Source organism: Fructobacillus sp. ESL1117 (assembly GCF_058508565.1).
On record NZ_CP196385.1, the window covers coordinates 522,787 to 546,786 of the forward strand.

Sequence of the window (24,000 nt, forward strand, 5' to 3'; positions counted from 1 at the left end):
TCTCTAAATTGCAACCCTTTTTTAGAAATTTATTTTAATTTATCTTGTTCGTAGGTATGAATCTTATCTAAGTTCGCAAAATCTTGCTGACGCAAGGCCTCATAGACTACAATCGCAACTGTGTTCGACAAATTCAAAGAACGAATGTGTTCGTCATTTTGTGGAATCCGAATTGCCTTTTCTGGATTTTGACGCATAAAGACTTCAGGCAACCCGGTTGTTTCCTTACCAAAAAGGAAGTAATGATCACCATCGTCTAATGTGTAGTCCGGATCCGTATAGTCCTGATTAGCAAATTTTGAAACCAGGTATAGGTGATCAGTTGGCTTCAAGGTAGCCAAAAAATCAGGTAAGGAGTCGTGCTTGACCAAATCAACATGGTCCCAATAGTCCAAACCAGCTCGCTTAACCGCTTTATCTGAAATATCAAAACCTAGGGGTTCAATTAAATGCAAGACAGCATTCGTACCAGCAGTTGTTCGAGCAATATTTCCCGTATTTGCCGGCATGACCGGCTCAAATAAAACAACGTGATTCGTCATTTCGTTTCTCCCAATTCTTTATCCAATTCTTCCTTAAATAACTTTGAGTTTGTCCGCCACCAGGTATAAAGATGGACAACCAAAACCTTTAAGACGGCGTAGCCAGGGACCGCCAGAATAAAGCCCAGCAGACCAAAAATTTGGCCAGAAGCCAATAATACAACAATCACCGTCACCGGATGGATATCCAAGGCATCCCCCAAAATTTTCGGCGTAATGACATGGCCTTCTAGTGGCTGCTCAATCGCCAAGACAATCGCTGCCAAAACGGCCATCTTCACCCCACCGGTGACAAAAGCAACCGCAAACACAGGTATCTGGGCCAAGAAGGAGCCTAAGTAAGGAATCAGATTCAAGACACCAGCCAAGATGGCCAGCAAGATTCCAGAAGGCAAGCCGATCAGTGTATAACCAACGGCAAACATAATCATTACGGACAACGCTACTCCCAATTGCCCCCGAATATACTTTGCAATCTGTTCTGATAATTCTGCCAAAAGATTTTTCGTTGATGATCGAACTTTGGGCGGCAACTTATCGATGATAAATTCTGGTAAATGAGCACCGTCCACTAGCAAATAATACAAAATGAAAGGTGTTGAAACCAAAACAACACCAACTTCGCTTAAGCGAGCAGCAAAGTAGCCAACACCAGAAATGCTAGCAGCCATGTGCGCTTGCACCCAAGCAATTGCTGTGCGGTTAATTTGGTCATTCGACGTGACTAGAATATTGCGTAACTGATCATACTGCTGCCCTTCAAAAGTCTCTTTAATCCAGTTTTGACCTTCACGCAAGTAACTTGGCCAATGGGTTAATAGTTCCGTTACTTGAACCGTGATTACCCGTGCCAAAAAGGCAATGGCTGCCACCATGATTAGCAAGAAAAGAACAATCACGACCAAGACGATGTGCTTGCGTTTCCAGCCTAACTTCGTTTCTAATTTCGTGACCAAGGGGTTCAATAGGTAGTAAAAGACTCCAGCAATCAAGATAGGTGCTCCAACCGCAGCAACCAAGGACTCAATCGGTCCAAAAATAAAGCGTACCTGGTAGGCTAACCAAATGATTAATAGGACTAAGACCACTGCGGTCAAAGTTTTAAGTCCCTTAACCGATGTCAACCCAATCGATTTTTTTCCATTTTCTTTTGGCATAGTTGCTCCTTTTCATGACATTTCTATTACTAAACATTTTACCATAGCATTGCCTCAAAAAGAGCCTTAGCCACGCTTTCCACCTGGTAATTCTATGGTAACTTAGCCCCTCTCCTTAAAAAATCAGGAATCAACATGTCGTTACTTTTTTAGCTACTCTGTCGAGCCCATTGCAAAAATATGCTACAATAACCCTGATTAGAATATTAAAAAAGGAGTGACACTGAACATGACTGTTCATCACGTACTATTTGGTACTTATACCCGCCAAAGTTCAAAGGGCATTTACGAAGCTGATTTTGACGAAGCAACCGGCCAATTGTCCGATGCGCGCTTGGTTTTTGCTGGCACGAATCCGACCTACTTGGCAATTTCCAAGGAAAACGTTGTTTACGCCGTCGAAAAGCGTGGCGATGAAGCTGGTGTAGTTTCACTCGATAACGCGACTCGCCCAATGTCTGAAATTGGTTTGAATGTAACTGAGGGTTCTGCCCCCGCTTACATTGCCGTTGATGAAGACCGCCAATTAGTCTTTGCCGGCTACTACCACCGCGGTACAGTTGAAGTATATGCCATTCAACCCGATGGTTCCTTAGTCTTAAAAGACACTTGGCATAACAGCGGTTCTGGTCCTCGACCAGAACAAGACAGCTCTCATGTCCACTATGTCAACCTAACACCTGACAACCGTTTGGCTGTTGTTGATTTGGGGACCGATGAAGTCATTACCCTTGCTGTCGACCCTTCCGGCTTGTTGACCGATGTTGCTCGCTATAAGGCAGAAGACGGTTTTGGACCACGTCATTTGCGTTTCTCACCTGACGGACAGTATGCTTATGTCCTAGGGGAATTGTCATCTTTGCTTTCCGTGTTGAAGTACGACGCAGAAGACGGCTCATTTGCCCATGTCATGACAATTTCAACAATCCCTTCTGACTGGGATGAACACAATGGTGCTGCTGCTATCCGCTTGACGGAAGACGGCCGCTTCATCTACACGTCAAACCGTGGTCACGATTCTGTTTCTGTCTTCCAAACATCCAACATGGGAGCAGAAATTGAATTAATTCAAACAGTTTCAACTGAAGGCTCATTCCCCCGCGATATGAACTTTGACCCCGCCGAAAAATTCTTGGTTGTCGCTAACCAAAAAACAAATAACGTTTCCGTCTTCTCACGTGACCAAGAAACCGGTGAATTGACGCTAGTTCAAAAAGACTTCGCCATCCCTGAAGGTGTCCGAGTAAAGTTCGAAGGCTAAAATCAAACTGATTTTTTCAAAGAGTTGCTCTGGCAGCTCTTTTTTTACGTCCTTTTTTATTAAAACCATCGAAAAAAGGCCCTTGCTATCGCAAGGGCCTTCAATAAAAATATTCAATTAACGATCCATGCGCCGTTCAGCATAGCCCAATACGCGCGAAATAGTAAAGGTCAACACGAAATAAATCAATGAGGCAATCACCAGTGGCATAAATGGTTCAAAGGAAGCTCCCTGGACAACGCCCGTTTCATACATTAATTCGCCAACGCCAATAACAGAGATAACAGATCCTTCCTTGATGACCGAAACAAATTCATTACCCAAAGCTGGCAAAATTGTTCGGACAGCCTGTGGCAAGATTACTAAGCGCATCGCTTTGGCATGGGAAAGTCCCAAAGACCGGGCAGCTTCTGTTTGCCCCTGATCAACCGATTCAATTCCAGAACGGATGATTTCGGCCACATAAGCAGCAGAATTCAAACCCATTGCCAGTGAACCCGCTACAAAGGCCGATAGGTGTAAGCCAATCGCCTGTGTTCCAAAGAAGACCATAAAGGCCTGGACCAGCAAAGGTGTTCCCCTTATATATTCAACGTAAATATTACCAATCGCCTTCAGGATAAAGACAGATGAAAGCTTCAGGAGGGCAAAGAAAGTTCCCAAAGTGGTCCCAATCAAGACACCAACCACAGCTAAGGCCAAAGTAATGCCAGTTCCTTCAACAAAGTAGTGGCCATACTTTTGCCAATAGGACTTGTCCTTGGAGGCAAACATCTGCTTTTGAGCTTGCTTCTTCCAGCCATCAAACTGACCATTGGTCGTCACTTTATCAATCACCTGGTTAACCTTAGCAACCAAGGCTGGTGAATTCTTAGGAACGGCAATCGACGTCTGTCCCGTGGAATCCGTTGAAAACTTTGGTTCAACCATGGCAAATTTGGGGTTCTGATCCGCATAGGCTTGGGCAATCGTCTTTTCAGCCACGACTCCCGCCACAACCCCTTGTGACAACTGAGAAATCAGGTTGGGATATTTTTGCAGTGAAACAACTGTTGCCCCAGGAATTGTCTTAGCAGCATCTTCCTGGATAGTTTGCGTTTGTGCCCCAATCTTTTGACCGGAGAAGGCTGACAATTCACCACTTTCATACTTGGCTTTGTTTGTTTTCAGCACAATCATCGTCTGCGGTGACTTCAAGTAAACATGGGAAAAGTCGACTTGTGTCTCTCGCTCTGGCGTTGCTGAGAAACCAGAAGCAATCATATCAATCTTTCCGGTCTTCAAAGCACCCAAGAGAGCATCAAAGCCCATGTCTTCAATTTGAATTTTTACGCCTAATTTCTTAGCAATCGCCTTTGCTAAGGAAACATCAAAACCAACGATTTGGTCCTTACCATCGATTTGGCTATGAAATTCATAAGGTGCATAGTCGGCTGACAAGCCAACGACCAACGTTCCCTTCTTTTGAATTCGTTCCAAAGTAGGATCCGTTTCAGCTGCATTCACCTTAGTCGTGAAGGCTGTTGCGGATGCTAGTAAAAGGGGCAAGACTAAGATGGCCAAGGTTAACCAAGTCAGCATTTTTTTGCTAAGTGTTTTGAACATATTCAATCCTTTTGTCAGTCACAGACCAACAGTTTTATTTGTTTGTTATCTGACCATTCATTGCAATGGCTGACATCAAAAAAGAGCTCGCAAAATGGTCAAGCTCTTTTCGCACTTACCTATTCTACCAATAAAAAGCCATAAAAAAAAGCCCACACCAAGTGTGGACTCCCTGTAACAGGTACCTGTAGGCCATGTTTTGTTCCAGTACTTACCAGGGATTAAGCACCTTCAGTAATCATCTATCTAAGCGTTGCCGCCATACCGACCATCATTTCAGTTCACTAGGTCAGCCGCCCCTACCAAAGTTTGGGTTGCCCGCTTGTGGGGTTTACCTCGTCTCAAGTCCTAAATTTTCACCTAGGAATCCGTTTCTATGGCACTTTCAGACCTATTTTGACATAGCAAAGCCGTAGCCATTTCAGCCGCCGTCATGGTTTTCACCATGCCTGGGTTTATTTTTTATCCCAGCACAAACACTACACCCATCGCAGAGTGTGCGAGCATGGACCTTCCTCACATGAGAAATATCATGCGCAATTACTCGGTACCTGCTATTAAACAATTAAACCATTGTTAATCGCAGTAAAATTTTACCACTTTTTAACTTAGTTTGCACCATTTTCTGAACCAAATACAGCTCGTTCCAAATTCGCGACGCGCTTAATGAGATCCAGATTAGTTGGTGTTGCGGTTGGCGTTTGAACTGGAGCAGGTGCTGGCACCTCCTCAACGACCGGTGCTGGTGCAACCGGTTGAGCTTCACGAACGTGATCTTCAGCACTCAACTCTTCTTGAGTCTGCTTCAAAGCAGTCTGCAATTGGCCGACTTGTGTCTGCAATTCTTCAATCCGCTTAGTGAAAACACCGTAATCAGAAATGATGTCATCCAAGAAACCATCAACATCATTGGGATCATAACCAACACCAACGCGCTTTTCCTTAAAAACACGGTTGTAAATATCTTTTTGAGTATACTTTACTTGAGCCACAAGAAACACTCCTTTAAATTCTAATTGAACTAGGCTAATAATACCAGGAAAATCTGGCAGTAGCAAGTTTGACAGTCATGCTAGTAATACTAATGTAATTGTTTCAGATTAAACAAACGTTAACTTTCGCCATTTTATCCAACTTTTTGTCGCTTCTGGATAGATTAAAGCCAGAAAAACACCTAGTACTCAGGATAAAGTCGTCTTAAGACGAATCGATCAGTTTGCTCCGCCTCTTATCTCAGAAATCTCCGCCTCCTCATTGGTCATGCTGATTTTCCTGGTAATCATTGGCAAATTCTTGCAAGTCATCCATACTAACCATTTCCAGTGGATATGGGGACTGCGCCTGAAAATTTAAAATGGCTTGATAATCGTACTGAGATTTTCCCGGAAATTCGGCATCATACAAGAGCACCGCACCATCCGTGTGGTTTAAGACAAATTCCTGATACTGGCGCAATTGATATGGTCCCTGATAGTCTTCCTGATGAACATCGGCGTAAAAATCCACCTGCTGTTTTAAATTAGCCAGCCGCGTCTGGCTCGCCTCCTGCCACTGTGATCCAAAGTGACCAAAGGGCAAAAGTAAAGCAACCTGCAAATTTGGATAATCCCTTTTCAAATCCAACGCAACTTCAATCGCCCAGGTCTCTACTCCGAGTTGACCGCCTGTAATTACCCATTCCAGACCCAGGTCCAACTGTTCTATCATCTTTTTTTTGATAGCATACTTCAAAACTTGAACCTTGGGATCCTTTTCCTTAAAGATACCCAATTCGTAGGTCCGATAACCCGTCATCCAAATCCGACTCATAGCGGGTGCCGTCCGTCGGATTGCGATTGTTTGACTAGACGATCACCGCCCACTGCTTGAGACTGATTGGGCTGACCTACCCGCTTGCCAACCGACAAATCTGCTAAGTAATCATCAAGCGCCCGCAAATAATCCAGGCTGGGCATCAGACTTGGTTTGACCAAGTAACCTGCTGCTACGACATCGGCATATGGCAATGACCGGTGGCCATTCAGGGCTTGCCAATTGTAAATCAAGTCTGGTGCCGGATACAGGTAGGTTTCATCTCGGAGCGTGAATTTGATGAGGACAAATCCAACGCCTCCCTGTGCCACCACCTCGGATAAGTGACGGACTTGGTGTTCATGGAAGTTCTTCATTGGAAACGAAGTTTTGTTCTTGGTTTCCTTCGCATCAAAATCAACATAACGGCCTTGATAAACGCCGTTATAATCGGTTGTTGATGGCTGCTGAAAATAGGCTTCCGTGATTTTGGCTGCTGATCGGGCTGGATAATCAACATTGACAATCGTCACCGGTGTCGGTTTCTTATAAATAACGGCAAGGTGGTTGGCCAAATAGTATTCATTGGCATCGTTAATCAGGCTCTCTAAAGCCATCCCCCGCCGACCAAAGAGGAGACCCTTCTGTGTCTTCTTGCCACGTTGAATTTGATTTTGCACTTGCTGTCCATCGCCATGGACACCCTTAGGATAATTCACCATCGTGTTTCCTCGAAATTTTAAGTTACGCTTATTTTAACATATTCCATCAATCAGGCAGATTGATGGAAATCTCATAAAACCCCTTGACTTTTTCTCATTTTATTTTAATATAAGATTAATCATTGAGTAAAAGAAGGAGAATTATTATGACGAAAGCAAAAGCAAGCGACCTCGATTTTAATAACTTGGGTTTTGGTTATCATGACCTGCCCTACCGCTATAAGGCCGAATACCACGATGGTCAGTGGCAACCAGGCGAATTGACTACTGATTCAACCCTCCATTTGAGCGAATCAGCTGTCGCCTTGCATTATGGGCAAGAAGTTTTCGAAGGCTTGAAGGCTTACCGGCGTAAGGATGGTGGTGTGAACATCTTCCGCCCTGACCGTAACGCCCATCGAATGCATAACTCAGCAGAACGTTTGTTAATGGCGCCTTATCCAGAAGATAAGTTTGTTGAAGCCGTTAAGGAAGTGGTTAAGGCTAACCAAGATTTCATCCCACCTTACGAGTCGGGTGGCTCTTTGTACTTGCGACCATTGTTGCTTTCGACTTCGCCTGAAATTGGTGTCCACCCTGGCCACGACTTCTTGTTCACCATCTTTGCCATGCCAGTTGGTGCCTACTATCCAGGTGGCTTGACGCCAACAGCCTTTGTAACTTCTGAATTTGACCGTGCTGCCCACGGTGGAACCGGACAAGCCAAGGTTGGTGGTAACTATGCCGCTTCGATGTTGCCTGGTGACAACGCCCACAAGGCCGGCTATTCCGATGTTGTTTACTTGGACCCACGCGAACATGAGTATATCGAGGAACTCGGTTCTGCAAACTTCTTTGGTATTACCAAGGATGGCCAATTCAAGACGCCAAAGTCACCATCAATTCTCCCTTCTGTTACAAAATACTCCCTCTTGGCCTTGGCCGAAGAAATGGGCATGAATCCGGTGGAGGAAGCAATTTCAATCCATGATTTGGATCAATTTGCCGAAGCTGGGGCCATGGGAACAGCGGCCGTCATTTCACCTGTTGGTTCCATTACCCATGAAGGAAAGAAGCATGTCTTTTTCTCAGAAACTGAAGTTGGCCCAAAGACCCAAGCCCTCTATGACCGCTTGATTGGTATCCAATACGGCGACCAAAAAGGTCCTGAAGGTTGGGTCCAAGACGTCCCTTTGGTCTAATAGCCGATTTTACAACTTAAAAAATCAGGTTAACCAACTAAATCATTTGATGTCAGATAAATCAGAACAAGCCGTGTGGCTCGTTCTGATTTTTTATCTACATAAACCAGCGCTACAAAATAAAAAACAGCCGAATGGCTGGATTCAATTTAACGTTATTTTTGCTCAGTTGTCCGGTTTTGTCACTAATGAAAGTCTGATGATCCGTAATCACCATAGCCTTTGCTGTTGCAAAGTTAACAATTTTCTTATAATGTTTATGTGTTTCTTGTATAGTCAATTTTTTTGATCGTCTAGCAACATTTTTTATAGCAACTACAAAAGCCAGTTCTGATTTCTCAGAACTGGCTTTAAAATTTAACGAGCTATTGGCCACAAACCAAGTAAACTTTATTAAGTGCACTTTGCTTAAAATGCCATTAAATTACGCTGTTCACTTTGAGTTCTGCGCCTTATAATTATTTATTCCCATTCAACCGTTGCAGGTGGCTTAGCGGTAATGTCGTACACGACGCGGTTGATGTGATCCACTTCGTTGACAATTCGTGAAGAAACCTTTTGCAACACATCCCATGGCAAGCGGGCAAAGTCCGCTGTCATACCATCAACAGAAGTGATGGCACGGACAGCAATCGTGTATTCATACGTCCGGTAATCACCCATGACACCAACAGACTTATTGTTTGTCAAGACAGTGAAGTACTGCCAAACATCACCTTCCAAACCAGCCTTGGCGATTTCATCGCGCAAGATAAAGTCGGATTCACGGACAGTTTCCAACCGGTCCTCAGTGATTTCACCCATGATTCGGATACCAAGACCTGGTCCTGGGAATGGTTGACGCCAGACCAACTCGTGATCCATTTGCAACTCTTCACCCAAGGCACGAACTTCATCCTTGAACAACTTGTTCAAAGGTTCGATCAAAGTAAAGTTCATTTCTTCAGGCAAACCACCAACGTTGTGGTGTGACTTAATTGTTTGGGCCGTATCCGTACCAGATTCAATCACATCCGTATACAACGTTCCCTGGGCCAAGAAGTCAACGTCCTTCAACTTGATGGCTTCATCGTTAAAGACTTCGATAAATTCGTTACCGATAATCTTACGCTTTTGCTCTGGATCAGTAACACCAGCAAGCTTTGACAAGAAACGATCCTGTGCATCGACCTTGATGATGTTCAAACCAAACTTGCCACCCAACATGTCCATCACTTGTTGTGCTTCGTTCTTACGCAACAAACCATGGTCAACAAAGATACAAGTCAATTGGTCGCCGATGGCCTTTTGTAACAAGACACCAACAACAGATGAGTCAACCCCACCAGACAAACCAAGCAAGACCTTCTTGTCACCAACTTCGGCGCGAATCTTTTCGATTTGTTCATCAATGAAACCAGCCATTGTCCAAGAAGCGTCCGCTCCGGCAATATCAATGACAAAGTTCTTAATGATTTCCTTACCGTGTTCAGACAATGTTGTTTCAGAGTGGAATTGAACGCCGTACAGACGGTCATCATCATTAGCAATCGCTGCAATTGGCGTCTTTTCAGAACCGGCAGCCACAACAAAGTTGTCAGGCAACTTTGTGACGTTGTCTGAGTGTGACATCAAGACAACTTGCTCTTCTGGTGTACCAGCAAAGAGCTTTGAAGGGGCAGTCTGCTTGATGACAGTCTGACCAAATTCCCCGTTTCCAGGGTTTGCTTCGACCTTACCACCCAAATGTTGGGCCATCAATTGCATCCCGTAACAAACACCCAAGACTGGAATTCCCAACTTGAATACTTCAGGGTCAATTGGATAAGCATCGTCATCGTAAACTGATTTTGGACCACCCGAAAGGATAATTGCCTTCGGGTTGTATTCCTTAATTTCATCAATCGTCATCTTCGATGACTTCAATTCAGAGAAAACGCCGAGTTCTCGAACGCGTCGCGTAATCAATTGGTTGTATTGGGACCCGTAGTCCAATACTAAGATTTTGTCATTACCTGTGGTCATGGCTTAGTCTCTTTCCTGTTCAACGTAATTTGGCGCTTTTTTAGTGATTTCCACATCATGGGGATGTGATTCCTTCAAGCCGTTATCTGTGATTTGAACGAATTGTGCGGACTCTTTTAAATCAGCAACCGTATGTGAACCAGTATACCCCATTCCGGCCCGTAAACCACCATCAATTTGGAAAACAGCGTCTTCGGCGACGTCTTCTTTGGCAAGGTAATCAGAGACCATGACCAAATCAGCGCCACCGGCCAAGGCCTTAACAACATCACCTGAATAATGGATACCGCCCTGAGCGATAACCGTCTTATCCATTGAGTCTGCCACTTCAGCAATGCCCATCACAGTCGTCAAGAATGGGTAGTGAATGTCATCAGGCCAGTCAGAATGAACTGAACGACCAGCAATCACGGCATCGACACCCAAGTCGAAGAGTTCCTTAGCAACTGCAGGATCTTCAATGGTGCCAACGGCCAAAATAACGTGGCTCAAGGCCGCCTTCAAGTCCTTAATTTCAGCGGCAATATCAGCCGTCAAATCATCATTTAAATATAGGAACAAAGCAGAAGCGCCAGCACCAGCAAGTGCCAATGCGCGCTCCTTCACATCAGCGGCCAACCAAATTTCAGCACCAACGGCCACGTGACCATCTTCAGTTGCCAAAGTCCGTGGGTGCTGATCCAAATCAACAGTTGCGGCACGCACAGCTTCAACAGCTGCCACTTGATCTGCAACAGCTTCACTAGCAGCAACCAAGCCCAATCCACCAGATTGAGCCACAGCCAAAACGACTTCTTGTTGATTAGCAGCTGGATTAATTGCTGCAGCTGCCAATGGGTTATTCAACGCCAATACGCCCAAATGCGTCTTCAAGTCGACTAAATGTGGCAAAACGTTTGAAGCTGCTGGGACCAAAAGGGTTTCGTCGTACCCCAAGCCGTGTCGTGTATTCATATCAGTCATAATTTCTCCCGATCAAAGGTTTGTGTTCGTAAAAATTACAAAGAAGCCTGGTAGTCAAAGACGTCGGTCGTCTTCTCAACGTTTTCGGCCTGGTCAATGGCTTCTTGCACGTTGTGCACACCCATTTCGGCCATTTCCTTGCGTAAGTGGTCCAAGATTGGCAACAAAATGTCAGCCAAAGTACCCTTATAGGCAACTCGGGCTTCAATTCCTTCTGGTACCATCTTCTTCGCTTCGTTAACTTCGCCCTGGAAGTAGCGATCCTTTGAACCATTTTCCATAGCAGCAATGGATCCCATACCACGGTAAAACTTAAACTTCTGGCCGTTGTCTTCAAAGACTGCCCCGGGGGTTTCCTTTGTGCCTGAGAACATTGAACCGAGCATCACGGCGTTCCCCCCCATGGCAATAGCCTTCATGATGTCATCGGGCGTCTTAGCACCACCATCAGCAATGATTGCCTTGCCACGGCGCTTAGCTTCCGTAGCAGCATCGCGAATGGCAGACAACTGTGGGACACCGATTCCGGCAACAACACGTGTTGTACAGATCGATCCAGGTCCAATTCCAACCTTGACGACATCAGCACCCGCATCATACAAATCAGAAGCAGCGCCTTCAGTGGCAATGTTGCCAGCAATGATGTTGACGTCAGGGAAAGCATTCTTAACTTCGCGAACCTTACGCAAAACCCCTTCTGATTGACCGTGAGCAGAATCCAAAATAATGGCATCAGCACCCGCAGCGACCATTGCACCAGCACGGTCCACCGTGTCATTGGTTACCCCAACGGCACCGGCAACAAGCAAACGACCCTTGGCATCCAAAGCTGCATTGGGGAATTGATTCAAATCAACTTGGTGTTCCTTCACCTTCTTGATTTCACCGGCTTGATCAGCGATTGTCATATTTTTATGAACAACACCTAAGCCACCAAACTGTGCCAGGGTAATGGCAAAATTAGCTTCTGTGACAGTATCCATTGCGGCTGATAGCAAAGGAATCTTCAGCTTGAGTGTAGGCGTCAATTCCGTTTCCAAAGAAACGGCATCAACTGAAATTTCGTCTTGCTTTTTGGCGACCATTTTCATATCTTCAAAGGTCAAACCCATTGGGACGAACTTATTTTTAATCTTAAATTCTGCCATGATTCTCCTCACCATCCTGCTTACAAGATCGACCAAAAAAAGAGCACTTTGCAGCTACCACAGCTCCGCAAAATGCTCCCTCAAAAAACCTTGATTGGCATTCACGGATAGTCACGACTTTTGGGGCGCGGTAGAGACTGCTGGCCATTTTCCAGCGATATATCTGTAAATTTCTCTTAAATTATTATTGATAATTGTACTCGGTTTTTTCTCATTTAGCAATAAAAATTCCCGAACATTAAATTATAAAAAGATGAGAATTTAATCCTCATCTTTTAGTTGATCCAACTGATCGGCCAACTGTTGTTCAGCCTCCAATTGAGCATCAATTGTCACCGCCTTTGGTCCCATTGACTTTTTCATTTGTAATTGCCGGTCGGCATCCCAAAACTCACCCGCAACGGAAACCGTTGACAAGAAATTAATAAAGGCCTTTGGGTCAACTTGGCGAACAGTTTCCTGCATTTCAAAGAGTTCAAAACGAGATAGCACCATCATCAATGTCGTTGACTCCCGCTTCGTATAAGCACCTTCTGAAGGCAAAATAGTAATGCCACGAATCAAATCACGGTGCAAAGCGTCGATGACTTCCGGTCCCCGACTTGTGACAATTAAAGCTGTGAGTTTTTGGTAACCGGTATAAATGGCATCGATTACTCGTCCAGTGGCATAAATGCCAATCAACGTGTACAGAGCATTTTGCCAACCAATAAAGGAACCAGCAATCAAGACAATCACAAAGTTAACTGCGTTGTTAAAGGCGCCAATTGATTTTCCAGTTCGCTTTTGCACAACCATCGAAATAATGTCAAAGCCCCCAGTTGAAAAACCATACCGCAAAGCAACTCCAACCGAAGCACCAACTAAGAGGCCCCCAAAGAGTGAGGCCAAGAGCGGTTGAGTCGTAAAAGGATGGACTGGCACGAAAATCAGAGCCAAAGCCACCACCATCGCGTTAATAAAGGAGAGGATGGTAAATTTACCACCAATTAATTTCCAGCCCATCACACCAATTGGAATATTGAAAATCAAAAAGAACAATCCAGTTGGAATCCGTAAATGCCAAGCATCAAAGACCAACAGGGACAGCAATTGCGAAATTCCATTAATTCCAACAGAAAAAATGCTATTGGGGATTAAGAAATAATTCAATCCAAAAACCTGTAGTCCAACGGAGATTACGAAAACAGCACTTGTCAGTGCGGCCTTACGCCAAGATTTTGTTAAAGCTTGCATGGCGAGCCTCTCTTTCAAAAAAGAATTTATCACTGTCTCTCATAATATCATAGAAGACCCATATCTTCAGCCTAGTAGCCAACTTTTTCCAAACAAAAGCAGAGATGAGAAAAACCATGATGATTTGATTCTTGATATAAAAAAAGCCAGACAAAGGTCTGACTAACAATTAATTAAATTATTCAACTTGGTCTGGCTCATGCCCACGATCTAACACCTGATTTAACAGGCCAAAACGGCGATATAAAACCAGCAAAACGGCCAGTCCACCGACAACACCTAAAGCAGTTGCTAAACCAGCACCGACCTTTGTTGCCGTTGTCAGCAAGAAGGTCTTTGAAAGCCAAGTTAACACAAAGGCAACGATAGCCATGACGGCCGCTGATAGATAAGTCTTGACCCAAGTATCCTGAATCGTTCTCAACGAAACTTGGTAATGTTCCTTTAAGTACTTCATCATCAAGTAGAGCGACCAACCTAGGCCAAGGGCTGTGGCAATCAAAGCTCCCATACCTTGGAAGAGGTAAATCAACGGTGCTTGAATCACAACCTTAATGAACAAGCCATAACCAAAGGCCCGCATTACTTCTTTACCATGTGATAAGGCCTGCAAAACAAAGGCTAACAGCATAAAGAAGGACATAATAATCGTCAAAACAGCTGAGAACTGGAGCAAGTAAACCCCGGCTTGGACCGTTTGATCAATTGGGTAAAAAAATCGGTATAAAGGATCCGAAACGGCATACATACCAAGAGCAGATGGCACTAAGACTAAGGAGGTCAACCGCAAGACAGCAATTAGCTGTTCCTTTAGGGCGCCCATTTGCTTAGCCGCCTTTTTGGCTGCCAAGATTGGCAAAGCCGTGGCCGCAATACTGGTGGCAAAAGAAATGACAATCATCACTAATTTATTCGGATTGGCCGAAAACAAGGCAAAATCAATCTGTAACTGACTAAGACTCGTATGAAAAAAAGCCTTCATCAATGGAAAGAACGTGTACTGGTCAACGAACAAGAACAAATTCGTTGAGGAACCTATGACAACAAATGGCCATGATTCTTTCAAAATATTGATGACCAGCGATAATGCTTTCGGCCCAGTTGGCTGAGCCTTTTGGTCTTGCCTTTCATCTTGTTGCTGATGGCGATGCAAAGGTTGGTCAGTCGCTGTTTGCTTTTCAGCAACTGCTGGCTGGTTGGCAGCACTCATTTGTGCCAAAGCGGCTTGTTCATCCGGCACGCCGGCAACTGGATGAATCAATCGTGCATAGCGCACCCAACCATAACCCAAGACAGCCAATGAGAAGAGTGCTCCGATAAAGGCAGCAAAGGTTGATTGAACAACGGCACCGGTCCAGTTGCTACTATCATGGCTTAAGACGATCCAGGTAGCTAACAGCAAGTAAATCACACGACCAACCTGCTCCCAAATATCAGACAAGGCTGAAATATGCATCAATTGGTGGCCCTGGAAAATTCCCCGGACCATCGACATCACTGGAAAGACCAAGACAGCCGGTGCCAAAGAATGCAAAACTGGCACAACCTGGGCATTGCCGTTCGATAAGAGTGGCGCTGCAACGTACAGCAAGGTCGAAAAGATAATGCCAAGCACTACCCCGATTTGTAGTGAGCGCTTAGTAAGGGCCCACAATCCATCCTGATCTTTTTTAGCAATTAGCTGGGCCATTACCTTGGAAATGGCTGATGGAAAACCAAAGGTCGCAATTGAAAGTAAGATGGCATAGATATTATACCCTTGCGAAAAGAGCGCATTGCCCTGGTTAGCTGCCTTGCCAAGCATGGCCAACCACGGCAGGATATAAACTGCTCCTAAGAGGCGAGAAACAATGTTTCCCAATGATAGCCAAAAGGACCCCCGGACCAAGGCAGTATTCCCACCGCCTTGGCTTTGGTCCAGCGCCTGTTCATCACTGGCAGACCGTCCCAACGAAGCCACTGTTTGGTCTGCCAAAGCCGTTGTGACGTCATCAACTGGCTGGTTCTCATCACTATCTTTTTGGTTGGCCGACTGCGTTGACCGGCGCTTCAAGAAGGCTGATTTTTTTGTTGCTACTGCTGGTCGTTTGACTTCAAGCTCGGATTCAGACAATTTTTTTGGATTATCTTTTGGGCCGCTATGATTCAAATTCTGTTTTTGTCGTTGCGACCGTTTTGGCCAAAAAGCAACCATTTTTTCTTGCTTGGTTTTGGGACGAAGATTTTGCTCTAACTTGGCGAGCAACTCGTCAGCCGTTAGATGTTTTTCATCAAGTGGCGTCAGATCCTTTTTTTCTTGGTCACCCTCTTGTTTGTTGTAAAAATCCTGGCTCATACCGATATCACCTTTAATATGTATCCCATTAGGAAGAAAAATCCATCTTCCTAACGGGCTATTCTTGGATTGTTTCAATTAAATCAGCTAAACACCAAGATAACACGTTCGCTCTTACTTCGCAACAATATTAACGAACTTACCTGGAATGGCAATAATTTTTTTGACTTCTAAACCATCCAAGTTCTTTTGAACTTTTTCATCAGCCTGAGCTGCTGCAATCAAGTCGTCCTGACTGGCATCAGCTGACAAAACCTGCTTTGAACGAACCTTACCGTTCACTTGGAAAATAATTTCCTTTGTATCGTCGACCAAGGCCTTTTCGTCATACGTTGGCCAAGCAACATAAGTGATTGATTCCTTTGAACCCGTCAACTTTTGCCACAATTCTTCGGCCAAATGTGGTGCAAATGGTGCTAACATTTGCACGAAACCTTCCATGTAGGCAGCTGGAAGCTTGTCGGCCTTATAGGCATCATTAACAAAGACCATCAACGTTGAAATAGCAGTATTGAAATGCATGTTTTCCAAGTCTTCCGTCACCTTCTTGACCGTCAAATTGTATTCCTTTTTGAGCGTGTCATCGGTTTTATCCGTCAACTTGTCCGTTACAGAACCATCCTCATTGATGAGCAAGCGCCAAACACGGTCTAACCAACGACGAGATCCCGTCACCCCTTCTTCAGACCATGGCTTATTCTGAGTCAAAGGTCCCATAAACATTTCATAAATTCGAAGCGTATCGGCTCCATACTCGTTGACGATGTCATCAGGGTTAACGACATTGCCCTTCGACTTGGACATCTTTTCGTGATTAGCACCCAAAATCATTCCTTGGTTTACTAATTTTTGGAATGGCTCCTTTTCCTTGACCACGCCAAGGTCATACAAGACCTTGTTCCAAAAACGAGCATACAAGAGGTGCAAAACAGCGTGTTCTGCCCCACCGACATACAGGTCAACATTCTTCCAGTAAGCTAATTTCTCAGGATCAGCCAAAGCCTGGTCATTCTTTGCATCGATATATCGTAAGAAGTACCATGATGATCCAGCCCATTGTGGCATGGTATTGGTCTCACGGCGACCCTTCATGCCATCTTCACGAGTCACTTCCAACCAGTCCTTAGCATTGGCCAATGGTGATTCACCAGTACCAGAAGGCTTCAATTGCTCCTCTGTCATTTCTGGCAAACGCAATGGTAATTCATCCTCTGGGACCAACGTCTGTGTGCCATCTTCCCAGTGGATAACAGGGATTGGTTCACCCCAGTAACGCTGACGAGAGAAAATCCAGTCACGCAAGCGGTAGTTAACCTTCTTTTCACCAGCACCATTTTCTTCTAACCAAGCAATCATCTTATCGATAGCCTCTTGCTTACCCAAGCCGTCGACAAAGCCTGAGTTAATGTGTACGCCTTCGCCACTATAAGCTTCCTTGTCGATATTGCCACCCTTAATAACTGGAAGAATGCGCAAGTCAAACTTTTTAGCAAAGTCGTAATCACGCTGATCATGCGCTGGCACGCCCATCACAGCACCAGTTCCATAAGAAGCTAAGACATAGTCGGCAATCCAGATTGGCAACAATTCGCCATTAACCGGGTTCTTCGCATAAGCTCCAGTGAAAACCCCTGACTTATCCTTGTTCAAATCAGTTCGTTCCAAGTCAGACTTAGTGGCAATTTCTTCTTGATAAGCCGCCACGGCTGCCTTTTGATCAGCAGTCGTAATCTGGTCAACCAAATCATGTTCTGGTGACAAAACCAGGTAAGAAGCGCCAAACAAAGTATCTGGACGAGTTGAGAAAACTTCAATCTGCTGACCGGCATGCCCATCAACTGCAAAGCGAATAGCGGCACCAATTGAGCGACCAATCCAGTGGCGCTGTTGCTCCTTAATCGCTTCAGGCCAATCCAAGTCATCCAAATCATCAATCAAACGGTCAGCATAGGCCGTAATCTTCAAAACCCATTGCTTCATTGGCTTACGGTAAACTGGATATCCGCCACGCTCCGTCTTGCCGTTAATCACTTCTTCGTTGGCCACGACCAGGCCACCACCTGGAAAATCAGGAGCCCAGTTGACCATGATTTCATCTTCATAAGCCAAGCCCATTTCATAGAGCTTTTCAAAAATCCACTGCGTCCACTTGTAATAGCTAGGATCCGTTGTCTTAATTTCACGGTCCCAGTCGTAAGAAAAGCCCAATGACTTCACTTGGTTCTTAAAAGTTTGAATGTTTTGGTCCGTAAAGGTTGCGGGATTGTGACCCGTCTTTAAAGCATACTGTTCGGCTGGCAAACCAAAAGCATCCCAACCCATTGGATGCAAAACATTAAAGCCACGAGCGCGCTTAAAACGCGATACGATATCTGTGGCTGTATATCCTTCTGGATGACCTACGTGTAATCCTTGGCCAGATGGATAGGGAAACATGTCTAAGGCATAAAACTTTTCCTTATCTGATTTATCTGATGCTGCAAAGGTTTGATTCTTATCCCAAAAATTTTGCCACTTTTTCTCAATTGTTTTGTGATCGTATCCCATTTTATTCCTCCATCTACTAAAAAACGCCCTATGTTAAGCCACTTGGGCCTAACATAGGGCGATTATCATCGCGGTACCACCTACGTTTTGTTCAATTGCTTGAACCTCGAAGTTGCCTTAACGCAGCAAGACGTACCGACTACTCCACTTCACCGGTAGGGGTTTCAACCGAGTTCATGATTTTGGTTGGCAAGCTTTCAGCCCCGCTTACTTTCTGACGCTCCGCAATCACTACTATTGTTGAAAAGTACCTTCATTATAGCATAAATCAGTAAAAATTCGTATACTATAGATTAGAAAAGAAAAAGGAGCTCGCGATGCAAATTTCAAATCGACATTTTATTCAAAGTACACTTGAAGAAACAGTCGCACCTGGTAACCTCGTTGTCGATGGTGCTGCTGGTATCGGCTTAAACACACGCTTTTTATCAAGCCGTGTGGGCTCACAGGGCCAAGTCTTGACCTTTAGCGAAGAGAAAGAAAATGCGAACCAAATCGTTTCTTCTCTTTTTATGGCCGGCCTACAAGACCGCGTTGATGTTATCAACGGCGTTTTGACTCAAGACAAGTTGCAGGCACAAATTGGTAAAATTTCAAAACTTGACCTTGCCATCCTTGATTATGGATCCGACACCGGCACTTCCCTTCCGAACCGAGAAACACTCAACAAACAAATTACCCTTCTTTGGGACCACCTTAAGGATGATGGCCTCTTGATTGTCAACTTAACCCGGAACCAGCAGGCAGCCAACTTCGATGTTTCCATCACAAATGATACAGATAAGGCCAGCTACCAAACCCATTCTGATTTAACTTATTTGATTGAACGCAAAGACCGTTAGTCCCAGCATATCAACTGGTAAAATGGTATAATAACGCCAATCAATAAAACGGAGGCAAAATTCATGGGACGAATTGTCAACCAAGAAGAGCACATTAACACACCCTTAGAAGAACTCATCGACCTACCCATTCTTGATACACAGCAAGATAAGGAAGCGCGAGACAAGGCTTTGGGTATTAAAAAAGACAAATAAAACTTAAAAAAGCCCGCTGGCTGTTCAGTAATTACTGACAGTAGCGGGTTTTAATTTGGAACGTGCAATTTTAAGCAAAAGAAAAAGCCCACTAAAGTGGGCTTTTGAAGAAATAATAAATTATTATTCTTCGATTTCAGTAACAGTTCCGGCACCAACAGTGTGACCACCTTCACGAACAGTAAACTTCAATCCCTTTTCAATGGCAACTGGTGCAATCAATTCAACGTCGAACGTTACTTGGTCACCAGGCATAACCATTTCAACACCGGCTGGCAATTCAACAACACCAGTAACATCAGTAGTGTGGAAGTAGAATTGTGGACGGTAGTTAGTGAAGAATGGTGTATGACGACCACCTTCGTCCTTAGTCAAAACATAAACTTCGGCCATGAACTTCTTGTGAGTCTTGATTGAACCAGGAGCAGCCAAAACTTGACCACGTTCGATCTGGTCACGGTCAACACCACGGAGCAAAGCACCAATGTTGTCACCAGCTTGAGCTTCTTCCAAAGTCTTACGGAACATTTCGATTCCAGTAACCGTAGTCTTTTGGATTTCATCCTTCAAACCAACGATTTCAACTTCAGTACCAGTAGTCAAAACACCACGGTCAACACGACCAGAAGCAACAGTACCACGACCAGTGATCGTAAATACGTCTTCGACAGGCATCAAGAATGGCTTGTCATCTTCACGTGCTGGAGTTGGGATGTATGAATCAACAGCGTCCATCAATTCCATGATGACCTTAGCTTGTTCTTCATCACCTTCCAAAGCCTTCAAAGCTGAACCCTTGATAACAGGAATGTCATCGCCTGGGAAATCATATTCTGAAAGCAATTCACGAACTTCCATTTCAACCAAGTCGATCAATTCTTCATCGTCAACCAAGTCAGTCTTGTTCAAGAAGACAACCAAATGTTCAACACCAACCTGGCGAGCCAACAAGATGTGCTCACGAGTTTGTGGCATAGGACCATCAGTTGCGGCAACAACCAAGATGGCACCATCCATTTGAGCAGCACCAGTGATCATGTTCTTAACGTAATCCGCGTGACCAGGGGCATCGATGTGGGCATAGTGACGAGCATCAGTCTCATATTCGATGTGAGACGTGTTGATCGTGATACCACGTTCCTTTTCTTCAGGAGCGTTATCGATTTCAGCGAAATCAGTAGCAGTTCCACCATCTTTTTCTGCCAATACCTTTGAGATAGCAGCAGTCAAAGTAGTCTTTCCGTGATCGACGTGTCCGATCGTACCAATGTTAACGTGGGGCTTATTGCGAACGTAAGTTTCCTTAGCCAATGTAGTTTCCTCCAATTTTATCTCTCAGTTTTTGTCCCGAGAAAATCGTATGTTTATATTTTACAACGCCTGGGCCATAAAGGCAACCATTAAACTGCGTTTTTCTGGCACTTAAGCCGACACTTATTATACTAAGTTCTCGAATTTTTGTAAACACCCATTTGCTAAGGAGTCTACTGCCCTGCCAGCTCAGCCAATGCCTGCAAAACCAAGTCGTGTACCTGTTTTTGTTTAGTCTCTTCTTCTGGTGCCTGCTCTTGGTAAAAGGCTGACAAGTCAGCATCCACCCAGGCCATGGCATCCAAGATACTTTCTTCTAATCGCGGAAACAATAGCATGGCTTCTAAACGTAGCTGGTCAAACAAAGCCTGGTAGGCAATTGGATCTTCTTGACCAACTTGGTCATCCAAAGCCGCAACAAGTTTTTGAAAGATCTGATTGGTGAACACGGGCGAGATAGCCTGCAAATCAATTTGATGGCGTTCTTGATCAAGCCATTGGTAGGTCACAACCCCAGTCTCCCCAAGCTCCTGTAGGTCACTCAAAAGCGTACTGCGCATCAGCGGACTGGCAAAGGGATCAACTAGTAAGAATTTCGCCCCTGTGACAAAGGTAGCTACGGGCAAGTGTAAGGCTTGTTGGTAGCGTTCCTGTTGTGCCACCATCGATTCGTCGCTAAGATGGTAAAAATGCTGGGCAATCGTCTTAAGCGTCTGCCCCTGCTGGTTTTCGGCCTTCCTTTCACCGTCTCGAATTTGTACCAACAGACCTTCGATTAGTTCCTGGTTTGGACTCTGCAAAGCCCATTGTTGGGCGGACACAAAGTTTTGTATTTGCAAAAGCAGGTCAAAGTACAACAAGAACAAATTTTCATGTTGCGCATAATCGGACAAAAAATCAGAAGCATAATCTTTGGCTAATTGGTATTGTTGGTCCTCTTTTAGCGCCAGCACCAACTGGCGGTTGAGGGTCAAAGTTTGCTCTTCTTGGTAAACTGTCACAAATAGACCAGCTGCCTGATGGTAGTGTTCCTGGTTAAATTCGGCCTCAGCCTGGTCTTTGATTTCAATCAATGTCTTTTCCAAGTGAAACTCCTTTTACTCTAATAAGGCAACTTGCGCCTCTATTCTAACAAAGAAAAAAGGCCCTGACGGGTCTTTTTTCAAAATGATTGATAACTATTACTGCCAATTGCTGCAAATGCCAATGTCAGGAATTAACCCCGTTTAACCACCTAAAATTTTAATTATTGGTTGACAGCTTGTTGCTTGGCTTGTTGTTGCTTGGCTTGGTTCTTTTGACCCTTGCCCTTATTTCCCGGATTCTTGGGCTTATTTTGCTTTACTTGATTATTTTGTTTCTTTTGGTTGTTACCTTGTCCCGACTTTTTTTGACCCTTTTTTTGGTCTTTATTCCCGTTGGTCTTCTTCCCCTTTTGACCAGCAGTTTCTTGCCCCTTTGAATGGTGTGGTCGGCGGTTTTGGTTGACTTCCATCACCACGGGCATTACCATTGGCCGGCGACGAGTTTCATTAAACAAGAAACGAGACAATGATTCCCGAACACCATTCTTAAGTTCATTCCAGTCAAAGGCTTTCGCATTCTTCAAATAGTCTTCAATGGCATCAATCGTCAGCTTACCAGCCTCCTTCATCAAGTCGCGGTTTGCCTTAACATAAACAAAACCCCGAGACGTCATCTTTGGCTTTGAAACAACCTTGCGCTTCTTGCGATCAATTGTTACGACTGTGACAAAGACACCATCTTCAGATAAAATCCGACGATCACGAAGAACGACATTACCGATGTCATTCAAAGAATCACCGTCAATCATGGTTTCCCCAATCGTAAAGCCACCCTTCTTTTCAAAAGTTTGGCCATCATAAACGTACTGATCACCACGCTTAGCCATGATAATTTTTTTTGCTGGAATATCGACTTCCTCGGCGGCAGTTTTTGCCGTCACCATCACTCGGAATTCACCGGAAACAGGGAAGAAAAATTCTGGCTTCATGAAATTAATCATCATCTGCACGTCTTCAGCTGATCCGTGACCAGATGACCGTAAATCAGCTGAAATCTGTTTGACGTCGGCTCCTTGTTGGAAGAGCAAGTTTCGTGTTTGGGCCACATAAGACTCAACAGCAAAAGACGGTGTTGTTGCAATAAAGACTAAATCAGCAGCGCCCAAGCTAATATTAGGATTTTCACCTTTAGCCATCTTGTGCAAATTTTTAACGGGTTCGCCCATTTTACCGGTTTCCAAAACAACGATTTGGCCTGCCGGCAATGTCTCTAAATCTTTCAAATCAGCAAAAAGTTCTTCCTTTGGCAATGGCAAATTCAACTTTCCCAAATTCAAAGCAGCATGAACGATTTGTTCCACATCTTGCCCAGAAAAAATCAAGCGACGATGAGTCTTGGCCGTAGCGTCAATAACCTGCTGGACACGCTGAATATTAGAAGCGACCACAGCGACAATAATTCGCTTGCCTTTGGCAGCCACAAAGCTGTCTTCAACATACTGATGAATCTTCTTCTCGCTCACCATTGGCTTGCCAATATCTTCAGTTCCGGCCGCATCAGCTAACAATGCCAAAACTGGCTTAGCACCAATTTCAGCCAAACGAGCATAATTTGTTTGATAAGAATCTTCTGCTGTTTGGTCAAACTTAAAATGACCAGTATAAACAATCTGACCCTCATCCGTTCCCAAAACGACTCCTAAAGCTTCGGGAATGGTATGCGTGGTATTGAAGAATGAAACCTTAACGGCACCAAAATCAATTTCAGTATTTTCATTAACCACGTGAAAATCATCAAAAGCCTTTAAATCAGCTTCTGCTTGGATGGCTAATTTCGCCAAAGCAATGGTCAAGTCAGAACCAAAAATTGGCACCTGCAGCTGTTGCAACAAGTATGGCAAAGCACCAATCGAATCTGCATGACCGTGTGTCAAAAAGATTCCAGCAATTTTTTCTTGGTTATTAACGAGGTACTCAAAATCAGGGATGACAACGTCAATCCCGAGTTGTTCCGTCTCGGGGTACTTGAGTCCGGCATCTAAGATGAAAATTTCATCGTTGACCGAAACGGCATACATGTTTTTGCCGTTTTCACGCACTCCCCCAAAGGGAATTATTCTTAAATCTGTCATGTT

19 protein-coding genes, 1 other RNA gene and 1 riboswitch are annotated in these 24,000 nt (G+C 44.5%); of the genes, 4 read left to right on the forward strand and 16 right to left on the reverse strand.

Annotated elements, in window-relative coordinates:
- Positions 1-29: 29 nt before the first annotated feature.
- Together ACSYSH_RS02205 and ACSYSH_RS02210 are read right to left on the reverse strand one after the other, a co-directional pair.
- On the reverse strand, positions 30-542 hold the full coding sequence (locus tag ACSYSH_RS02205; protein ID WP_059393471.1) for a tRNA (cytidine(34)-2'-O)-methyltransferase: 513 nt from the start codon (positions 540-542) through the stop codon (positions 30-32).
- A complete protein-coding gene (locus ACSYSH_RS02210) occupies positions 539-1,699 on the reverse strand; it encodes an AI-2E family transporter (RefSeq protein ID WP_489815785.1) in 1,161 nt (386 codons plus the stop codon). The genes ACSYSH_RS02205 and ACSYSH_RS02210 overlap by 4 nt, the downstream gene beginning before the upstream one ends.
- A gap of 229 nt (positions 1,700-1,928) precedes the next feature.
- Between ACSYSH_RS02210 and ACSYSH_RS02215 the strand changes: the two genes are divergently transcribed.
- Entirely contained in the window at positions 1,929-2,960 is a 1,032-nt protein-coding gene (locus ACSYSH_RS02215; protein WP_491702481.1) for a lactonase family protein, read from the forward strand.
- 117 nt (positions 2,961-3,077) lie between these two features.
- On the opposite strand, the gene ACSYSH_RS02220 is transcribed toward ACSYSH_RS02215, so the two are convergent.
- The 5 genes from ACSYSH_RS02220 to recU all read right to left on the reverse strand — a co-directional run bounded on the left by ACSYSH_RS02220 (position 3,078) and on the right by recU (position 7,078).
- Entirely contained in the window at positions 3,078-4,565 is a 1,488-nt protein-coding gene (locus tag ACSYSH_RS02220; RefSeq protein WP_489815787.1) for an ABC transporter substrate-binding protein/permease, read from the reverse strand.
- 183 nt (positions 4,566-4,748) lie between these two features.
- Positions 4,749-5,117: RNase P RNA component class B (rnpB, locus tag ACSYSH_RS02225), an RNA gene on the reverse strand.
- 56 nt (positions 5,118-5,173) lie between these two features.
- Positions 5,174-5,557 (reverse strand): DivIVA domain-containing protein, encoded by a 384-nt coding sequence (locus ACSYSH_RS02230; protein ID WP_491702480.1) that lies wholly within the window; start codon positions 5,555-5,557, stop codon positions 5,174-5,176.
- 259 nt (positions 5,558-5,816) lie between these two features.
- On the reverse strand, positions 5,817-6,374 hold the full coding sequence (locus tag ACSYSH_RS02235; RefSeq protein WP_491702479.1) for an SLOG family protein: 558 nt from the start codon (positions 6,372-6,374) through the stop codon (positions 5,817-5,819).
- Positions 6,371-7,078: a Holliday junction resolvase RecU gene (gene recU / locus ACSYSH_RS02240; protein WP_489815790.1), complete on the reverse strand. Its 708-nt coding sequence runs from the start codon at positions 7,076-7,078 to the stop codon at positions 6,371-6,373. The genes ACSYSH_RS02235 and recU overlap by 4 nt, the downstream gene beginning before the upstream one ends.
- 146 nt (positions 7,079-7,224) lie before the next feature.
- On the opposite strand from recU, the gene ACSYSH_RS02245 reads away from it, so the two are divergent.
- The gene (locus ACSYSH_RS02245) at positions 7,225-8,259 is read left to right on the forward strand and encodes a branched-chain amino acid aminotransferase (RefSeq protein ID WP_491702478.1); all 1,035 of its coding nucleotides are present in this window, start codon (positions 7,225-7,227) and stop codon (positions 8,257-8,259) included.
- A 462-nt stretch (positions 8,260-8,721) separates the two neighbouring features.
- Here ACSYSH_RS02245 and guaA read toward each other — a convergent pair whose 3' ends face one another.
- From guaA to leuS, 6 genes are all read right to left on the reverse strand, one after another.
- Positions 8,722-10,263: a glutamine-hydrolyzing GMP synthase gene (gene guaA / locus ACSYSH_RS02250; protein ID WP_489815792.1), complete on the reverse strand. Its 1,542-nt coding sequence runs from the start codon at positions 10,261-10,263 to the stop codon at positions 8,722-8,724.
- A 3-nt stretch (positions 10,264-10,266) separates the two neighbouring features.
- The gene (locus tag ACSYSH_RS02255) at positions 10,267-11,226 is read right to left on the reverse strand and encodes an IMP dehydrogenase (RefSeq protein ID WP_489815793.1); all 960 of its coding nucleotides are present in this window, start codon (positions 11,224-11,226) and stop codon (positions 10,267-10,269) included.
- A 35-nt stretch (positions 11,227-11,261) separates the two neighbouring features.
- A complete protein-coding gene (gene guaB, locus ACSYSH_RS02260; protein WP_491702477.1) occupies positions 11,262-12,374 on the reverse strand; it encodes an IMP dehydrogenase in 1,113 nt (370 codons plus the stop codon).
- Between the two features lie 88 nt (positions 12,375-12,462).
- Positions 12,463-12,559: riboswitch (purine riboswitch) on the reverse strand.
- A 76-nt stretch (positions 12,560-12,635) separates the two neighbouring features.
- Positions 12,636-13,610, reverse strand: coding sequence for a YitT family protein (locus ACSYSH_RS02265; protein ID WP_252773752.1), 975 nt, complete (start codon positions 13,608-13,610; stop codon positions 12,636-12,638).
- Between the two features lie 178 nt (positions 13,611-13,788).
- Entirely contained in the window at positions 13,789-15,945 is a 2,157-nt protein-coding gene (locus tag ACSYSH_RS02270) for a putative polysaccharide biosynthesis protein (protein WP_491702476.1), read from the reverse strand.
- 114 nt (positions 15,946-16,059) lie between these two features.
- Positions 16,060-18,492, reverse strand: a complete 2,433-nt coding sequence (leuS, locus tag ACSYSH_RS02275) for a leucine--tRNA ligase (protein ID WP_491702475.1) — start codon at positions 18,490-18,492, stop codon at positions 16,060-16,062.
- Between the two features lie 317 nt (positions 18,493-18,809).
- Between leuS and ACSYSH_RS02280 the strand changes: the two genes are divergently transcribed.
- Together ACSYSH_RS02280 and ACSYSH_RS02285 are read left to right on the forward strand one after the other, a co-directional pair.
- Positions 18,810-19,334: a hypothetical protein gene (locus ACSYSH_RS02280; RefSeq protein ID WP_491702474.1), complete on the forward strand. Its 525-nt coding sequence runs from the start codon at positions 18,810-18,812 to the stop codon at positions 19,332-19,334.
- 63 nt (positions 19,335-19,397) lie between these two features.
- Positions 19,398-19,529 (forward strand): hypothetical protein, encoded by a 132-nt coding sequence (locus ACSYSH_RS02285; protein WP_256470326.1) that lies wholly within the window; start codon positions 19,398-19,400, stop codon positions 19,527-19,529.
- A 123-nt stretch (positions 19,530-19,652) separates the two neighbouring features.
- Here ACSYSH_RS02285 and tuf read toward each other — a convergent pair whose 3' ends face one another.
- From tuf to ACSYSH_RS02300, 3 genes are all read right to left on the reverse strand, one after another.
- Entirely contained in the window at positions 19,653-20,840 is a 1,188-nt protein-coding gene (tuf, locus tag ACSYSH_RS02290; protein ID WP_059393490.1) for an elongation factor Tu, read from the reverse strand.
- A gap of 173 nt (positions 20,841-21,013) precedes the next feature.
- Positions 21,014-21,925 carry a type I restriction endonuclease subunit R gene (locus tag ACSYSH_RS02295; protein ID WP_252773748.1) on the reverse strand — a complete coding sequence of 304 codons (912 nt, stop codon included), beginning with the start codon at positions 21,923-21,925 and terminating at the stop codon, positions 21,014-21,016.
- 161 nt (positions 21,926-22,086) lie between these two features.
- Entirely contained in the window at positions 22,087-23,997 is a 1,911-nt protein-coding gene (locus ACSYSH_RS02300) for a ribonuclease J (protein WP_491702473.1), read from the reverse strand.
- Between the last annotated feature and the right edge of the window lie 3 nt (positions 23,998-24,000).